A 16,350-nucleotide genomic window follows, 5' to 3' on the forward strand; every position below is an offset into this window, starting at 1 on the left:
TTTTTACATCTGATATCGTCTTGTGAGTGCCCACACAGATTGTCTGATAAATTGTTAAAGAGCATTGCGCGACTGCATTCAGTCTTGCGCGAGGTAGCGTATGTTACGCCTTCCTCTTTCAGAGTCAAGCCCTTCAAGGCTCTCTTCTTTATCGTTTACGATACTCTGTGATGTTGTCATCAGTACCGGTCGATGGAGGCGCATTATAGGGATTTCCTAAGAGGTCGCAATAGGTATTTTACATAAATATGACTGTTTGCTGTATTACACAGCAAAAGCCGGGTTTATACCGGTTTACACACAAACTTATCCACAACCCTGCCCAAATACCAAAATTTGGCGAGCATCACGCAAACGATTTCGCTACAATTCACGCCTGAATTCTACAGTGCCGAGATCCCATTAATGGGTAAATTTTGGCTAAAAATTTACTGATTAATGCCAGACCTTACTATTGCTATCCACATCAAGGGTAAATTTGCCATGCAACAACCACGTCCCGTTCGCCGAGCGCTGCTGAGCGTCTCAGACAAAGCCGGTATTCTTGAATTCGCTCAGTCCCTGTCGCAACGCGGGGTTGATCTGCTGTCCACCGGCGGTACGGCGCGCCTGCTGGCCGAGGCTGGTCTGCCGGTTACCGAGGTTTCCGATTACACCGGCTTCCCTGAAATGATGGATGGTCGGGTGAAAACGCTGCATCCCAAAGTGCATGGCGGCATTTTGGGACGGCGCGGACAGGATGACGCCATCATGCATCAACATGCTATTGAGCCTATCGATATGGTGGTGGTAAACCTTTACCCCTTTGCCCAAACCGTTGCACGCGAAGACTGCAGCCGCGAAGAAGCGGTAGAAAATATTGATATCGGCGGCCCGACGATGGTCCGCTCAGCGGCAAAGAATCACAAGGATGTCGCTATCGTGGTAAAGAGCAGCGATTATGCGGCCATTATTGATGAGATGGACCGCAACCAAGGTTCGCTGACCTATAACACCAGATTTGACCTGGCCATTAAAGCCTTTGAGCATACGGCTGCCTATGACAGCATGATAGCCAATTACTTCGGCACCCAGGTTCCGCCCTACTATGGTGAGGACTCGGCACCCGCCGGCCGCTTCCCTCGAACCCTGAACCTGAACTACATCAAAAAGCAGGATATGCGCTACGGCGAAAACAGTCATCAGCTCGCCGCCTTCTATATAGAAGAGCAGGTAAAGGAAGCCTCGGTTGCCACCGCGCAGCAGCTGCAGGGAAAAGCCCTGTCCTACAACAACATTGCCGATACCGATGCCGCGCTGGAGTGCGTCAAGGAGTTTGCCGAGCCGGCCTGCGTCATCGTCAAACACGCTAACCCTTGCGGCGTCGCCATCGGCGGCGACATCCTCAATGCCTATGAGCGTGCCTATCAGACCGACCCGACATCGGCATTTGGCGGTATTATTGCGTTTAACCGTCCGCTGGACGCCGAAACGGCCAAAGCGATAGTCAGCCGCCAGTTTGTAGAGGTGATCATTGCGCCATCCGTCACCGATGAGGCCATGCGGGTGGTTGCCGCCAAGCAAAATGTGCGGGTATTAGCCTGCGGTGTATGGGGTGACCGAAAGGCAGCACTGGATTTCAAACGCGTTAATGGCGGTCTGCTGGTACAAGATCGAGATTTAGGCATGGTCGACGAGGCTGCCCTCAAAATCGTTACGAAGCGCCAGCCCACCGAGTCCGAACTGCAAGACGCGCTGTTCTGCTGGAAAGTGGCCAAGTTCGTTAAATCCAACGCCATCGTCTATGCCCGCGATAATATGACCATCGGTATCGGGGCCGGCCAGATGAGCCGCGTCTATTCCGCCAAGATTGCCGGCATCAAAGCGGCTGATGAGGGCCTTGAGGTGCAAGGTTCTGTCATGGCATCGGATGCATTTTTCCCCTTCCGTGACGGTATTGACGCCGCGGCGGCTGTCGGCATTCGCTGCGTAATCCAGCCAGGCGGCTCCATCCGTGATGATGAAGTTATTGCTGCTGCCAACGAGCATGGCATCGCCATGATCTTCACCGGCATGCGCCATTTCCGCCATTGATCGAAAGAGACTCTGTATGAACATTTTAATTATCGGTAACGGCGGTCGTGAACACGCTCTAGGCTGGAAGGCAGCCCAGTCTCCTCTGGCGGATAAAGTCTACATCGCGCCGGGTAATGCAGGCACAGCCCTGGAGCCACGCCTGGTCAACGTTGATATTTCAGCGACGGATATTCCGGCGCTGGTTGATTTCGCCAAGCAAAAAGATATCGGCCTGACCATCGTCGGTCCTGAAGCCCCGCTGGTCATCGGCGTGGTTGATGCCTTCAGGGATGCCGGCCTGCGGGTGTTTGGGCCGACAAAGGCCGCCGCTCAACTGGAAGGCTCCAAAGCCTTTACCAAAGATTTCCTCGAACGTCATCATATCCCGACGGCAGACTACGGTAATTTTACCGATGTTGCCGAAGCCTTGTCATACGTACGCGCCAAAGGGGCGCCTATTGTCATTAAGGCTGATGGGCTGGCTGCAGGCAAAGGCGTAATAGTGGCAATGACGCTTCCTGAGGCTGAAAATGCCGTTCAGGACATGCTGGCGGGTAATGCCTTTGGCGATGCTGGCCACCGCATCGTAATTGAAGAGTTTCTTGAAGGCGAAGAGGCCAGTTTTATTGTTATGGTCGACGGAGAACATGTGGTACCCATGGCCACCAGCCAGGATCACAAAAGAGTAGGCAATGGGGACACTGGACCGAATACCGGCGGAATGGGCGCATATTCACCGGCGCCAGTGGTCACTGATGAGATACACCAGCGAATTATGGCAGAGGTTATCTGGCCAACGGTGCGCGGTATGGCAGCGGAAGGCAATGTGTACACCGGTTTCCTTTATGCTGGCCTGATGATTAACCCGCACGGCCAGCCGAAAGTGATCGAATTCAACTGCCGGTTTGGCGATCCCGAAACGCAGCCCATTATGCTGCGCCTGCGATCAGACCTGGTTGCGCTGTGCCTGGCAGCGACTGAAGGACGACTGGACACTGAGACCTCGGACTGGGATGAACGCCCGGCACTGGGCGTAGTGATTGCGGCGGGGGGGTACCCGGGAGATTATCGGACCGGCGATAAAATCAATGGATTACCCGAAACCGAAACAGCGGGAGAGAAGGTGTTTCATGCTGGAACCTGCCTTGAAAACGGTGATGTAGTGACGCAAGGGGGAAGAGTGCTGTGTGTCACCGCACTGGGTGATACCGTGGCCGACGCTCAGGCCAGAGCTTATCGGGCGGCTGAGCCTATACAATGGCAGGGTTGCTTTAGTCGCAGTGATATAGGCTATCGGGCTATCGAACGGGAAAAGAGCGCTTAAAAATCATCTTCCCTGGGTTGCCAGTGACAGAAATTATCATTGGCAACCAATAACAATTGTGTGCCCTCAGGCGCTTCCAGCCAGGCTACGCCCAGTGCAGCGCTGGAATGGCCAGCTCGGGAAACAATACGTGATGTCGCCCGGCGATCGAAACCGACATTGCTTATAGTGCCATCGCATAAGGTCATAACGCCATCCCGCCACTGTCCCTGAGCCAGCCGCACCTGACCGACCCTGAGGGAATTACTGATATCCAGCAGCCTGCGCGCCTCAAATTGATAGAGAGCCAGCTGGTCGTTATCGAGTTTTTCACGACGCTGCTGACGCTGACGCTGCATAAAACTGGGATTACCCTCGGCATCAAAACGGATTTCGACGTTCTGACTGTTGCTGCCCGTTTGGCTGCGAGTAATTTGGCGAATCTCGCCATTCACAAAGCGGTAACGGGTTACCTGGGTATCATCGCCTTTGAACGGGCTGTATACGCTGAAAAGATTGACGCTGTGCCTGTTGGTATCATCTTTCCGCCAAATCCGCACCGCCCCGCCTTCAGCAATATATCCACTGGCGGAAAAGGAAGGAGTTTCAGGAACCGTACTGCTGCAGGAAGCCAGAATGCATATCAGTATGCCGGCCGCGCCAAAGCGGCGCAGTGACAAAAGGGGCATGTTAGCCCCTCTGCTTAAACTATTTATCACACTGCAATTACTTAACAGCGTCTTTCAGAGCTTTGCCAGAAACAAATGCGGGCACGTTAGCTGCCGGGATTTTTATTTCGGTGCCAGTCTGTGGATTGCGGCCAGTGCGTTCGCTACGATGATTGATTTTGAAAGTCCCGAAACCCACTAATTGTACTGCATCACCCTCTTTAAGAGACTCGGTAATTGCCGCCAAAGTGGATTCCAGAGCTGACTTTGCCTGCGCCTTGGACAGATCAGCCTTATCAGCAATTACATCAATCAGTTGAGTCTTGTTCATATGTTATCCTTACAGTGTGTTTATCGCTTGCTAAGCATCGAGTGCGACGGATATGCCGAATGACAGCACTCTCCTGCATACACGCACCGATAGCCACTTTTTTTTCGCACCCCAAATGTAGACCAGACAGGGTACGGATGTGAAGCCTTAAGGCAGGGCAAAACAAGTCTTAAATCACGTTTTGTTGCCTTATTGCTGTAAAATTACCCCAATATTACTGATCCCCGCTTCACGCAGGTCTGCACGCAGGCCTTTGATCAAATCTATGTCGCGGTTCTCACAAGCAGCCAACAGGCGAAAAATCTCCCACTGGATGTCCCATTCCTGCTCGACTGCGGGCAACGCATTGAGTTCCTCCTCGGTCATTTCTCGGCCGGCTTCAGTCATCTCAAGCATTGCCACGCCACGAATCGACGTTTCGCTTACCGTGATGGCATGTTCCAATGTCTCGCCACTGAGGCGGGAATGTAATAATTCACTCAGGGCCACACAAGCATCAATTGCCGGGTAAACGCCGTACAAATCGTAATCATCGGCAGCAGGTATATATTCTTCCAGCTTTTCAAGCTGCAAGTCAAAGTTGACCTTAGCATCTTTGACAACCAACGTCTCCCAGACAAGATCCAGAATACGCCGAAAATTAGCCCCGTCGCCATAACCGCTCTGCCGACAGAACTCATGATAATTGGGATACATGCGTTCGCAAAGTGACGCCATGAAGGTCACATGCTGCCAGCTTTCCAGTTTTTCAAGCCGTAAATGGATAGGGTTACGTAACATTGCGCGGTCTCATTACACTCATATGAGCGGAAGTGTACCTGAATTTATCCGCTAACCCTACCGGAGGACAAAAAAGTCCGGCTCGCTGTCCCTGCCCTGCTGCCAGCGTTGGAAAATGGTGCGGTTTGACGCTACTGCATCAGCCCAGCGGGTGGGTTCGGGTAGACGGTAGCCGCGCATACACTGTTGTACCCAATACAGGGCGGAATCCATGCTCACCCGATGCCCGGTCGAGATAAACAGCGGGTTACAGCGCAATTTGCTGCGCCATACCCAGCCTATGTTCTCACCTTTGTCCATTAATGGCGCTTTTGCTCCCGGATCCGGGGGGAGCGGTTCAAAACGTCCGCAAAGGCGGCGCTTGGCGACGCCGATAGTCGGCCGATCGACCAACAGGCCAAAATGACTGGCTACCCCCAGCCTACGGGGGTGCGAAATGCCGTGGCCATCGACAAACAATAAGTCAGGCAGACGAGTCAATTTTTCCCACGCCGCCAGCAGCGCCGGATATTCCCTGAAGGATAAAAAACCGGGGATATACGGCATGGTAGTATTGATACGAGCCACCTGGTATTCAATGAGTTCCAGAGACGGGTAACTCAATAGCGCAATCGCAGCGCGGGTTATCTCCCCGCCCTGCTCAAATCCGACGTCAGCGCCGGCGATGATTTCAGGCTGGGTGAAGTCGACGTCATCATGGCGTATCACTTCAGCCGCAGTAAGTATCTGCTTTTCTCTTAACGCATTGATATCCAATTATCTCTATCCTAAAGATGATAGGACCGCGACAGCCGATGCGCAGCTTCCACAAATGCGCCGGCGTGTTCAGGTGGGACGTCCTGATGAATGCCGTGACCCAGGTTAAGCACATGCCCCTCTCCCTGACCATATCTTTCAAGAATAGCAGCAACTTCCTGTTCAATCCGGCCAGGGGCGGCATAGAGCACCGACGGATCCATATTCCCCTGCAGCGCTACTTTATCGCCTACCCGGCGTCGGGCTTCACCGATATCTGTACTCCAGTCTATACCGAGGGCATCACAGCCGGTTGCCGCCATCGCCTCAAGCCATTGGCCTCCGCCTTTGGTGAACAACGTGACCGGCACACGTCGTCCCTGATGTTCACGCTGCAGCCCATCGACGATACTATGCATATAATGAAGGGAAAACTCACGATAATCGTTACCGGTCAGCACGCCGCCCCAGGTATCAAAAATCATCACCGCCTGGGCGCCTGCGCGAATCTGGGCATTCAGGTAGAGCACCACGCTTGCAGCCAATTTTTCCAGTAAAAGATGCAGCGTCTGCGGTTCGGCATACATCATTTTTTTGATACGGGTAAAGACCTTGCTGCTGCCGCCTTCAACCATATAGGTTGCCAGCGTCCAGGGGCTGCCCGAAAAACCGATAAGCGGCACTTCACCCTTCAGCTCCCGTCGGATGGTGCGTACGGCATTCATCACATAGCCCAGTTCCTGCTCAGGATCGGGGATGGGAAGCTTGCGCACATCCTCAGCCGAGGTGACCGGCCGTTCAAAACGCGGCCCCTCTCCCTGTTCAAAATAAAGGCCCAGCCCCATGGCGTCTGGCACCGTCAGAATGTCCGAAAATAAAATCGCCGCATCCAGCGGAAAACGCCGCAAAGGCTGGAGGGTTACTTCACAGGCAAGCTCGGCATTGCGGCAGAGAGACATAAAATCGCCGGCCTGTGCGCGGGTCGCTTTGTACTCAGGCAAATAACGCCCGGCCTGGCGCATCATCCATACCGGGGTAACGTCTACCGGCTGGCGCATCAGAGCGCGCAGATAACGGTCATTCTTCAGTTCATTCATCAGTCGATTCCTTGCTGGTCTGAAGGGATTGTAGCATGGGCATCAGCGGTTTCATTCAGCGCCCGGCAAACAGCTACCGTATCCTCAATCAGCCGGCGGGCTACGGTGCCTGGCGGCGGCAGCAAGGGTAACGCGTCATAGCGAAACCAGCCGGCATCGGCCAGTTCGCTCAGCTGGATTTTGATATCGCCGGCAGCGTAATCGGCGGTAAATGCCATCATCAGTGAATGGGGAAACGGCCAGGGCTGGGAGGTGACATAACGAACGTTGGTAACTTGTATTTGGGTTTCTTCCATAACTTCCCGGACAACGGTTTGCTCGATTGTCTCGCCGACTTCAGCAAACCCGGCCAGAACCGTGTAGATTTCTCCACGATGGCGCTGATGACGGGCCAGCAGGATTTCATCGCCACGCCTGATAGCGACGATAATGCAGGGAGCAATTTGTGGATAGTAACGTTCATGGCAATGATCGCATAAGCAGGCCCACTCTTTGCGGCTTATCCGCATGGGGTGACCACAGTAGCCGCAAAAACGGTGGGATCGATAGAACTCTGCCAATTGCACCCCTTTTCCGGCCAGTTGAAACAGGCCGGCATCCTCGTCGATTAGCTGCCTGACCGAGCCCATATCCCGTGGCCTCGCCTGCCGGACCAGCCAGACTGCTGACTGTTCCCATTCGCCGATCTGTACGCCATTCGCCCCCTGCAGGGAGTATTGGGCCGCCGTACCGCGGGGCAGCGCACCGTCGGGTAACCATAGTTTTCCGTTGTGACTGACTATCCACCAGCCCTGCTCATTACCGCTGAGTTCATGTCCCATTTTAGTTGCGCTACCTCTTATTCACTGGCAATCTACAAGTTAGCTTTTATTTATAAGTAACGCAGCGTTACTTTTTTATGACTTCCGGAGTCACACATGCTAAACCAGTTGGAAAATCTGGCGAAAAGCGTTGGCGGCAGTAATGAACTTATTGACCAATGGCTTCAGGCCCGCAAAGTTCTTCTTGTCACTTATTACCACTTGATTGGTCTTAAACCCAATAAAGAGCAACATACCCCGCTTGATGAAAAAGCGCTGGATGACTTCTGTCACAACTTGGTGGACTATCTATCAGCCGGTCATTTTCATGTTTATGATCGCATCGTCGCCGATGCCGGTTCCAAGCCTGCGGAAACGCAGTCGCACGCTCAGCTCTACGCCGCGCTGCAGGCCAATACCCAGTCCATAATGGCGTTCTACGACAGTCATCTGGAAGCCGCCATCGATCATGATAATTACCTGGAATTCCAGCAGGCGCTATCCGGCGTCGGCGAAGCCCTGGCGACCCGTTTCGCATTGGAGGATCAGTTGATTCAACAAGCGTTCAACTACCAGATCATTGCCCTGCAGGCTCAGCCAGCCGCTAACCAAACAGATCTTGCGCGTCCGGCCTGATTGGTGGATGCTATGTCCTGTTAATAAATTGTAGTCTGCCGTCGTCGTGTGCATCTGCGGCGGTAATAGTAAAGTAGACAGCCCGTACTCAGCGGGCAACTATCTTGTCGGAGTGCCTAGCGCGTATTTACGCCAGGCTGAGACCGTTAATTCGGGATCCGCGGAACCTGATCGGGTTAATACCTGCGAAGGGAACAAGAGTAATTCACCGTTGTGCGTAAGGTCTGCCTGCCCGGCATATTCATACGCCCGCTTTGTTTCATTACTCCCATAGCGCTCCTGACAAGCAATTTTCCCTGTTATTTATTGAAGGAATTTGCTATGTCGTCATCCCGTCCCCAACCAACCCGCCGGCAGCAACGTGCTCAAGCCCAGGAATTTATCAATTCTCTGGAAGGCGTATCTTTCCCCAGTTCGCGCCGAATTTATCTTGAAGGCATTCTTCATCCGGAGATCCGCGTGCCGATGCGTGAAATCCTGCTCAGTCCAACCCAGTCCGGTAAAGACCGACTTAATCCCCACTATGAACCCAACGAACCGGTGCCGGTTTACGACACCGCCGGATCCTACGGCGATCCTGAGATAAAGATCGATGTGCGTGCCGGTCTTTCCCGCATGCGATCGTCCTGGATCGCTAAGCGGCAGGATAGTGAACCCCTTACCACCCTGAGCTCTCGCTACAGCAGTGAACGGCAATCTGATGAAGGCCTTGAACACTTGCGCTTCGCTGCTAATCATACGCCTCGACGTGCCTTGCCCGGTCGTCGGGTCACCCAATTGCACTATGCGCGCGCCGGTGTCATCACTCCAGAAATGGAATTTATCGCCCTGCGTGAAAACATGGGACGCGAACGTATTCAGGGCGAGGTCCTGCTGCAGCAGCATCCGGGACAGCACTTTGGCGCCTCGCTGCCCGCCGATATCACCGCTGAATTTGTCCGCCAGGAAGTCGCTGCCGGCCGGGCGATTATCCCCGCTAACATCAATCATCCCGAATCAGAGCCGATGATTATCGGCCGTAATTTTCTGGTGAAAGTTAACGCCAACATCGGTAATTCGGCCGTAACCTCTTCCATCGAAGAAGAAGTCGAGAAGCTGGTCTGGGCTACGCGTTGGGGCGCCGACTCGGTCATGGATCTGTCCACCGGCCGGTATATTCATGAGACCCGCGAATGGATCCTACGCAACAGCCCGGTGCCTATCGGCACCGTGCCGATTTACCAAGCTTTGGAAAAGGTCAATGGTGTGGCGGAAAACCTGAACTGGGAGTGCTTTCGCGATACGTTGCTGGAACAGGCTGAACAAGGCGTGGATTATTTCACCCTCCACGCCGGAGTACTGCTCCGGTACGTGCCGATGACCGCCAAGCGCCTGACCGGCATCGTTTCACGGGGCGGGTCGATCATGGCCAAATGGTGCCTGTCACACCATAAAGAAAATTTCCTCTATCAGCATTTTCGCGAAATCTGTGAAATCTGCGCTGCCTACGATGTGGCATTGTCGTTGGGCGATGGACTGCGTCCCGGTTCGATTCAGGATGCCAATGATGAAGCCCAGTTTGCTGAGCTATATACGCTGGGAGAATTGACCAGGATAGCCTGGGAGTACGATGTGCAGGTGATGATCGAAGGCCCGGGGCACGTACCGATGCATATGATCCGCCGCAATATGACCGAGCAGCTTGAGCACTGTCATGAAGCGCCGTTTTACACCCTTGGCCCACTGACCACCGATATCGCGCCTGGCTATGATCATATTACTTCCGGTATCGGGGCGGCGCTTATCGGCTGGTATGGCTGTGCCATGCTCTGTTACGTCACGCCAAAAGAGCATCTGGGTCTGCCCAATAAGCAAGACGTCAAGCAGGGCCTTATTACCTATAAAATTGCTGCTCATGCCGCAGATCTGGCCAAGGGCCATCCCGGTGCGCAAATCCGTGATAATGCCATGTCCAAAGCGCGTTTCGAATTCCGTTGGGAGGATCAATTCAACCTGGCGCTCGACCCTGAAACGGCGCTGGCCTATCACGATGAAACGTTGCCGCAGGAGTCCGGCAAGGTTGCCCATTTCTGTTCCATGTGCGGTCCTAAATTCTGCTCAATGAAGATATCCCAGGAGGTGCGGGACTATGCCGCCGCCCAGGCAATCGAGGTTCGCCAGCAAGGCCTGACGGCTATGTCCTCGAATTTTCGGGCCGCTGGCGGTGAACTTTACCTGCCAGCGGATGAAAACGAGGGCCATGATGAACGCGCCTGACCTCTCATTCGCCCCTACCGCTGCCCGGCTGGGACTCTATCCGGTGGTGGACTCCCTGGCTTGGGTAGTCCGGATGCTGGATGCCGGCGTCACCACCCTGCAGTTGCGTATCAAAGACCGGCCGGAGGCGGTTGTGGCGGCCGATATCGAAGCGGCAATTCTACTGGGTAGAACATACCAGGCCCGACTGTTTATTAATGATTATTGGCAATTAGCCATCAAGTTAGGCGCTTATGGCGTCCATCTCGGGCAGGAGGATCTGGAGACCGCCGATTTAACCGCCATCCGCCAGGCAGGCCTCAGGCTGGGGTTGTCTACCCATGACGAAGCAGAATTGAACCGGGCGCTGGCGTATAAACCTTCCTATATCGCGCTGGGGCACATCTTCCCAACCCACACCAAAAAAATGCCATCCACCCCACAAGGGCTGGAGGAACTGCGCCGTCAGGTCGCTGGCCTTGAAGGTATTCCAACAGTTGCCATCGGCGGCATAAGTCAAGATCGGGTAGGAGCAGTGCTGGCTACTGGCGTCGGCAGCGTGGCGGTCGTTAGCGCCATCACCCAGGCGCAGGACTGGCGCCGGGCGACGGCCGCTTTGCTTGAGACAATCGAAGGCAGGAGGAGTAACGATGCTTAATGACGACGCGTTCCTTCGCTACAGCCGTCAGTTGCTGCTGGAAGAAATTGGCCCTGATGGCCAGCAGAGATTAGCCGCCGCCACGGTACTTATCGCGGGCCTGGGAGGACTGGGCTGTCCTGCGGCTCTGTATCTCGCCGCCGCCGGCGTAGGGACACTGTTGCTGGCCGATGATGATTGCCTGCACCTGACCAACCTTCAGCGCCAGATCCTCTATCGCTCAGCGGATATTCCCCAGTCCAAGGCGCTACTGGCTGAGCGGCATCTGCAGCAACTGAACCCCGAAGTTAATTATATCGCTCTGAACCAGCGTCTGGCAGGCGATCACTTATACCAAAGCGTGGCCCGGGTCGATCTGGTGCTGGACTGCAGCGACAACATGCTGACCCGCCAAGCTGTCAATGCCGCCTGTATTGCGCAGGGTAAAACGTTGATAAGCGCCAGCGCAGTCGGGTTCAGTGGGCAGATGATGGTGCTGCAGCCCCCTTATGCCCGAGGCTGCTACGCCTGCCTGTTTCCCGATGCGGTCGAACCGCGCCGCAACTGCCGTACCGCAGGGGTTGCAGGACCGGTAGTGGGCATGATGGGAACCTTGCAAGCGCTGGAAGCAGTAAAAATTCTCTGCGGCATAGGCTCAACCCTTAACGGCCAACTGGCCCTATTTGATGGTAAATCACTGCAGTGGCGCACGCTTATGCTTAGCCGATCGGCCAGTTGCCCAGTCTGCGCCGGCATCCATGAGGAGTCGCATTGATGAAGGTCCTGGTCAACAACCTGCCGGTCACATTGAGCCCACCGGCTCACCTTGCCACATTGCTGGCTCATTTAAATCATTCACCTGACGGAACGGCGCTGGCGGTCAATCAGGTCATTATTCCCCGTAGTCACTGGGCAAAGTATCAGCTCAATGAAGGGGACGATATTTTGCTGTTTCAGGCTATTGCCGGAGGCTGATATGCTCACTATTGCCGATACAACTTTTACCTCACGCCTGTTTACCGGCACCGGTAAATTCGCCAGTACCCAACTTATGCTCGCCGCGATTGAGGCCTCAGGCAGTCAGTTGGTCACCATAGCCATGAAGCGGGTTGACCTGCGCCACGGCAATGACGCTATATTGCCGGCGCTGAGAGACAGCGGAATAAAATTATTGCCCAACACATCAGGCGCCAAGACTGCGGCCGAGGCGATATTTGCCGCCCGCCTGGCAAGGGAAGCACTGGGTACCCACTGGATCAAACTGGAAATCCACCCCGACGCAAAGTACCTGCTACCTGACCCGATAGAAACCTTGGCTGCCGCCACCGAACTGGTTCGTGAAGGCTTTGTTGTACTGCCTTACTGCAGCGCGGATCCGGTGCTTTGTCGCCGTCTGGAAGACGTTGGCTGTGCAGCGGTGATGCCGCTAGGTTCGCCAATCGGCAGTAATCAAGGGCTGAGAACCCGTGATTTTCTACAGATCATCATTGAGCAGGCTAGCGTGCCGGTAGTAGTGGATGCCGGCATCGGCGCTCCCAGCCAGGCATTGGAGGCGCTGGAGATGGGGGCCGATGCGGTATTGGTCAATACGGCTATCGCAGTCGCTGCCGACCCGGTTGCCATGGCCAAGGCATTCCGATTGGCGCTGGAAGCCGGCGAGTCGGCCCGTCAAGGCGGGCTCGCGCCAAGCCATCGGCATGCCTGTGCCACCAGCCCACTGACGGGCTTTCTGCATGCACCGGAAGGAGCCGCCAGATGAACACATTTACCGCCCACTGGCAGGCGCTGGATTGGGATGATGTTGGTTTACGCATCCACAGCAAGACATCGCGCGATGTGGCGCAGGCACTCAGCGCCGATGCGTTAGCCATTGATGATTTTATGGCACTGCTGTCGCCTGCCGCGCTGCCTTATCTTGAACCTATGGCACAACAAGCCCAGAAACTGACTCGCCAGCGCTTTGGCAATATCGTTGGATTCTATCTTCCGCTCTATCTGTCTAATCTGTGCGCCAATGACTGCACCTATTGCGGCTTCTCCATGAGCAACCCGATTAAACGCAAAACCCTGGGCGAGCAGGAGATTATTAATGAATGCCGGGCAATAAAAAATAAAGGAGTTGAGCATGTGCTGCTGGTGACCGGTGAGCATCAGACCAAGGTAGGTATGGACTATTTTCGCCGCTATATTCCACTTATCCGTGAATTTTTCAGTTCGTTAATGATGGAAGTCCAGCCGTTGTCCCAGCAAGAGTATGCTGAACTCAAAATATTGGGCTTGGATGGCGTGCTGGTGTATCAGGAGACCTATCACCAGGCAACCTACCACCAGCATCATCTGCGCGGCAAGAAGCAGGATTTTGCCTGGCGTCTGGAAACGCCCGATCGTCTGGCCCGCGCCGGGATCGATAAGATCGGTCTGGGTGCATTGATCGGTTTGTCTGACAACTGGCGTACCGACTGTTATATGGTCGCCGAACATTTGCTTTATCTGCAAAAACAATACTGGCAGAGCCGCTATTCACTCTCATTTCCCCGCCTGCGACCCTGCGCCGGCGGAATCACCCCGGCCACCCAGATGAGTGAAGCCCAGCTCATCCAGGTGATGTGCGCTTTCAGGCTGCTGGCACCGGACGTTGAGCTTTCCCTTTCCACCCGCGAATCACCGTGGTTCAGGGATAATGCGGTGCCGATTATGGTCAACAGCATCAGCGCCGGATCCAAAACCCAGCCTGGCGGTTATGCCAACGAGAAACCTGAGCTGGAGCAGTTTTTGCCTCATGATAACCGTCAGCCGAGCGAAGTGGCGGATATGTTGGTGCGGGCTGGCATCCAGCCGGTATGGAAAGACTGGGACGGTTATCTGGGGCGCCCTGCCGCACAGTAGGTAAAAAGACCGGCGCAAAGCCGGTCATTGCACATGATTTGCTATTAAACAGACTATCGATCGGGAAACAGGCTTTGTAAAAATAAAGGCTATGCGCGTGTATTTATCCTTTATTGCGAAATCACCGGCCACTCAATGTTATCCTCAGCTCTCAGCCTTGACATAACTCTATGTCTGGAAAAATAAATGAATGCAGATAAAGGCTAGGAATATTGCGCATGATTCCAAAATCTATAAAAACACCGTATGACTGTTTCAAATCAACCATTTCCGAATGGCAATTCAGAGAAAAACCAGGCAACCCTCTTTCTGATGAATTAATATCAGTAAAAGAAACTGATATAAAATTGAGTTCATATAATCAGCCCAAGCCTGCTCTTTATAAACAAATAAATGAATTGAGGTCGGAAGAAAAGCGCGTTAACACCTTAGCAGTTTCATTAAAGACGGCACTCAATCAGCTAAATTCATTGGATGCAGCTTTGGATAAAGAATTTTTCATCGATCCTAAGGAAAGAATTGCTCATCCCCAGTTCGAAACGATTTCGGAGATGCTGTCTGATTTTAAGACCTCAGATCGGCTAGCGCCGAAAAAGCCATTCTCTACTATCCGACCCCCTTCGCTCGTTGACGATACGATTCACAATATCAGCATTCTAGATCTGGAGCACAAAAATGATATTGTGAAGAACTTCATCAGGACTAAAAAAAGCTACGCTGAGAATATGATCGTTACATTGAAGGATTCTTTATCTAAATTATTGCAATATAGGGAAAACATTTCCACTCAAAAATGTACGTTGACGATGCGACAATCATTATTCGATAAAGCTTATGGCTGTATCTTGAGGTTCTCTTTACTGCATAAATGAAAAAATTAAGCACTTCATGATTAAGCTATTTATACATTATTCCAGTAGTGAATATAGGGTAGTTATTTGCATCCCCGGTCGGAAATAATTTTATAATTATTACATATAAAATCAATTATTAGTGAAAAGGAATTCATTATGCTGCCATTTATCGCCAAAGCAATGACCTGCAATAGTACTCAGAAAATAAAAATGATGTGCATAAATGACAATCGCCTTAAAAACGGGCATTTATTTACTCTCAGCTAAGCAAGCTGACTTGGCGTTGAAATACAATACATTGATTGAGAAAAACCTCAATCAGGTGCAAAAAAAATTACACGCAGAGCAAATTTTATTGTCTAACGTGGGTCATAAATTACAGCATAAGCTTAAATGCATGACACAGACACTTGAACAGGTTGATGCTTTATCAAAGAAAGAATCAGACAGTGCATTATGTATTGGTTACTCAAATTCGCATATCAGAAGGCCAGTAGATTCAAAAAAAAATTATTGCAATACAGTGGATAAAAAAGGGACTTCAAACTTTACAATCGGCTCAAGCATCAAGGAAATCATCAAGAAAATGGAGCAGGAAAAACAAAATCTGGCATTATCATTTAAAGAGAGAGCTGCTCAAGAAACAATCAAATTCATTCAAGATGATATAGGAATAATTACCAGGGCGAGTAACAACATTCAATACCAGATACAGGCAGTTGAATCAAAGTTATCCTTATTCAACGAAACAAATTATCTTTCTGATTGGACAGCAGGTGAGCGTTTCATGAATACTTTAGGGGAGGAATTATGTTGTAATGATAAAACAGGCTCTAAAGTAGATGAAAACAATAAAAAAATAAAAAAAAGTAATGAAAATAACATCACCAAATTAACTGAAAAATATAATAAATGTGTAGAATCGATCGCCGCCATTAGAAAGGATCAAACAACTATGAAGAGTTCTTCAATTTTAGAAAGTGCACCGAGCCCATATGCCGAATCCCAAAAAATGCTTAACGAGTTAAGGCATAGGAATGAAGGTTAGCCGTTGAAACAAGCGCGCTCAGTTCCTCAGGGTAATCAACGCTGGTTCGAATTTCCTGCCTAATCGGGCGTTCAGAGATGTCCTGACCTTATCAGGTGTCGGTATTGTACCAGGTGCCTACGGGCGCAATAGGCATGAGCTTTATCTACTTCAAAATGCAATCATGTGAACATAAAAAAAGGCCCTGGATAACTCCAGGGCCTTTCTTGAACGGCCAGCCCGTTTTCACCGGCTGGTTTAACTCCCCAAGGAGCCGTTGCTACTCTGCGAAACGCAGGGAAAACA

17 protein-coding genes and 1 riboswitch are annotated in these 16,350 nt (G+C 52.3%); of the genes, 11 read left to right on the forward strand and 6 right to left on the reverse strand.

Translation table 11 applies throughout. The annotated features are described in order from the left end of the window. The first annotated feature begins 483 nt into the window (after positions 1-483). Both purH and purD read left to right on the forward strand, forming a co-directional pair. Complete coding sequence (gene purH / locus EDC52_RS19005; RefSeq protein ID WP_131867814.1) at positions 484-2,073, forward strand: bifunctional phosphoribosylaminoimidazolecarboxamide formyltransferase/IMP cyclohydrolase; 1,590 nt, start codon at positions 484-486, stop codon at positions 2,071-2,073. A 16-nt stretch (positions 2,074-2,089) separates the two neighbouring features. Continuing rightward, positions 2,090-3,379 carry a phosphoribosylamine--glycine ligase gene (gene purD, locus EDC52_RS19010; RefSeq protein ID WP_131867816.1) on the forward strand — a complete coding sequence of 430 codons (1,290 nt, stop codon included), beginning with the start codon at positions 2,090-2,092 and terminating at the stop codon, positions 3,377-3,379. Here the strand turns inward: purD and EDC52_RS19015 are convergent. The 6 genes from EDC52_RS19015 to nudC all read right to left on the reverse strand — a co-directional run bounded on the left by EDC52_RS19015 (position 3,376) and on the right by nudC (position 7,790). Next, positions 3,376-4,047 (reverse strand): DUF1481 domain-containing protein, encoded by a 672-nt coding sequence (locus tag EDC52_RS19015; protein ID WP_131867818.1) that lies wholly within the window; start codon positions 4,045-4,047, stop codon positions 3,376-3,378. The two genes, purD and EDC52_RS19015, sit on opposite strands and share 4 nt — an antisense overlap. Before the next feature lie 37 nt (positions 4,048-4,084). Further along, positions 4,085-4,357: a nucleoid-associated protein HU-alpha gene (gene hupA / locus EDC52_RS19020; RefSeq protein ID WP_131867820.1), complete on the reverse strand. Its 273-nt coding sequence runs from the start codon at positions 4,355-4,357 to the stop codon at positions 4,085-4,087. A 189-nt stretch (positions 4,358-4,546) separates the two neighbouring features. After that, the gene (locus EDC52_RS19025; RefSeq protein ID WP_131867822.1) at positions 4,547-5,137 is read right to left on the reverse strand and encodes a YjaG family protein; all 591 of its coding nucleotides are present in this window, start codon (positions 5,135-5,137) and stop codon (positions 4,547-4,549) included. A 57-nt stretch (positions 5,138-5,194) separates the two neighbouring features. Continuing rightward, the gene (gene nfi / locus EDC52_RS19030; RefSeq protein WP_131867824.1) at positions 5,195-5,893 is read right to left on the reverse strand and encodes a deoxyribonuclease V; all 699 of its coding nucleotides are present in this window, start codon (positions 5,891-5,893) and stop codon (positions 5,195-5,197) included. A gap of 11 nt (positions 5,894-5,904) precedes the next feature. Further along, on the reverse strand, positions 5,905-6,969 hold the full coding sequence (hemE, locus tag EDC52_RS19035) for a uroporphyrinogen decarboxylase (RefSeq protein WP_131867826.1): 1,065 nt from the start codon (positions 6,967-6,969) through the stop codon (positions 5,905-5,907). Then, positions 6,969-7,790, reverse strand: a complete 822-nt coding sequence (gene nudC / locus EDC52_RS19040; protein WP_131867828.1) for an NAD(+) diphosphatase — start codon at positions 7,788-7,790, stop codon at positions 6,969-6,971. Before nudC ends, hemE begins: the two co-directional genes overlap by 1 nt. Before the next feature lie 96 nt (positions 7,791-7,886). Between nudC and rsd the strand changes: the two genes are divergently transcribed. From rsd to EDC52_RS19085, 9 genes are all read left to right on the forward strand, one after another. Continuing rightward, positions 7,887-8,405, forward strand: a complete 519-nt coding sequence (gene rsd / locus EDC52_RS19045; protein ID WP_131867830.1) for a sigma D regulator — start codon at positions 7,887-7,889, stop codon at positions 8,403-8,405. A gap of 98 nt (positions 8,406-8,503) precedes the next feature. Further along, a riboswitch (TPP riboswitch) is annotated at positions 8,504-8,616 on the forward strand. Positions 8,617-8,726: 110 nt separating this feature from the next. Continuing rightward, the gene (thiC, locus tag EDC52_RS19050) at positions 8,727-10,661 is read left to right on the forward strand and encodes a phosphomethylpyrimidine synthase ThiC (RefSeq protein ID WP_131867832.1); all 1,935 of its coding nucleotides are present in this window, start codon (positions 8,727-8,729) and stop codon (positions 10,659-10,661) included. Further along, positions 10,648-11,298: a thiamine phosphate synthase gene (thiE, locus tag EDC52_RS19055; RefSeq protein ID WP_230468102.1), complete on the forward strand. Its 651-nt coding sequence runs from the start codon at positions 10,648-10,650 to the stop codon at positions 11,296-11,298. Before thiC ends, thiE begins: the two co-directional genes overlap by 14 nt. After that, complete coding sequence (locus EDC52_RS19060) at positions 11,291-12,052, forward strand: HesA/MoeB/ThiF family protein (RefSeq protein ID WP_131867836.1); 762 nt, start codon at positions 11,291-11,293, stop codon at positions 12,050-12,052. Before thiE ends, EDC52_RS19060 begins: the two co-directional genes overlap by 8 nt. Further along, on the forward strand, positions 12,052-12,252 hold the full coding sequence (gene thiS, locus EDC52_RS19065) for a sulfur carrier protein ThiS (protein ID WP_131867838.1): 201 nt from the start codon (positions 12,052-12,054) through the stop codon (positions 12,250-12,252). Before EDC52_RS19060 ends, thiS begins: the two co-directional genes overlap by 1 nt. 1 nt (position 12,253) lies before the next feature. After that, positions 12,254-13,036: a thiazole synthase gene (locus EDC52_RS19070; protein WP_131867840.1), complete on the forward strand. Its 783-nt coding sequence runs from the start codon at positions 12,254-12,256 to the stop codon at positions 13,034-13,036. Further along, positions 13,033-14,163, forward strand: a complete 1,131-nt coding sequence (thiH, locus tag EDC52_RS19075) for a 2-iminoacetate synthase ThiH (protein ID WP_131867842.1) — start codon at positions 13,033-13,035, stop codon at positions 14,161-14,163. The genes EDC52_RS19070 and thiH overlap by 4 nt, the downstream gene beginning before the upstream one ends. 218 nt (positions 14,164-14,381) lie before the next feature. After that, the gene (locus EDC52_RS19080; RefSeq protein WP_131867844.1) at positions 14,382-15,035 is read left to right on the forward strand and encodes a hypothetical protein; all 654 of its coding nucleotides are present in this window, start codon (positions 14,382-14,384) and stop codon (positions 15,033-15,035) included. 205 nt (positions 15,036-15,240) lie between these two features. Then, the gene (locus EDC52_RS19085) at positions 15,241-16,065 is read left to right on the forward strand and encodes a hypothetical protein (RefSeq protein WP_131867846.1); all 825 of its coding nucleotides are present in this window, start codon (positions 15,241-15,243) and stop codon (positions 16,063-16,065) included. Positions 16,066-16,350 lie beyond the last annotated feature (285 nt).

The organism is Biostraticola tofi, assembly GCF_004343195.1.
Taxonomy (GTDB): Bacteria; Pseudomonadota; Gammaproteobacteria; order Enterobacterales; family Enterobacteriaceae; genus Biostraticola; species Biostraticola tofi.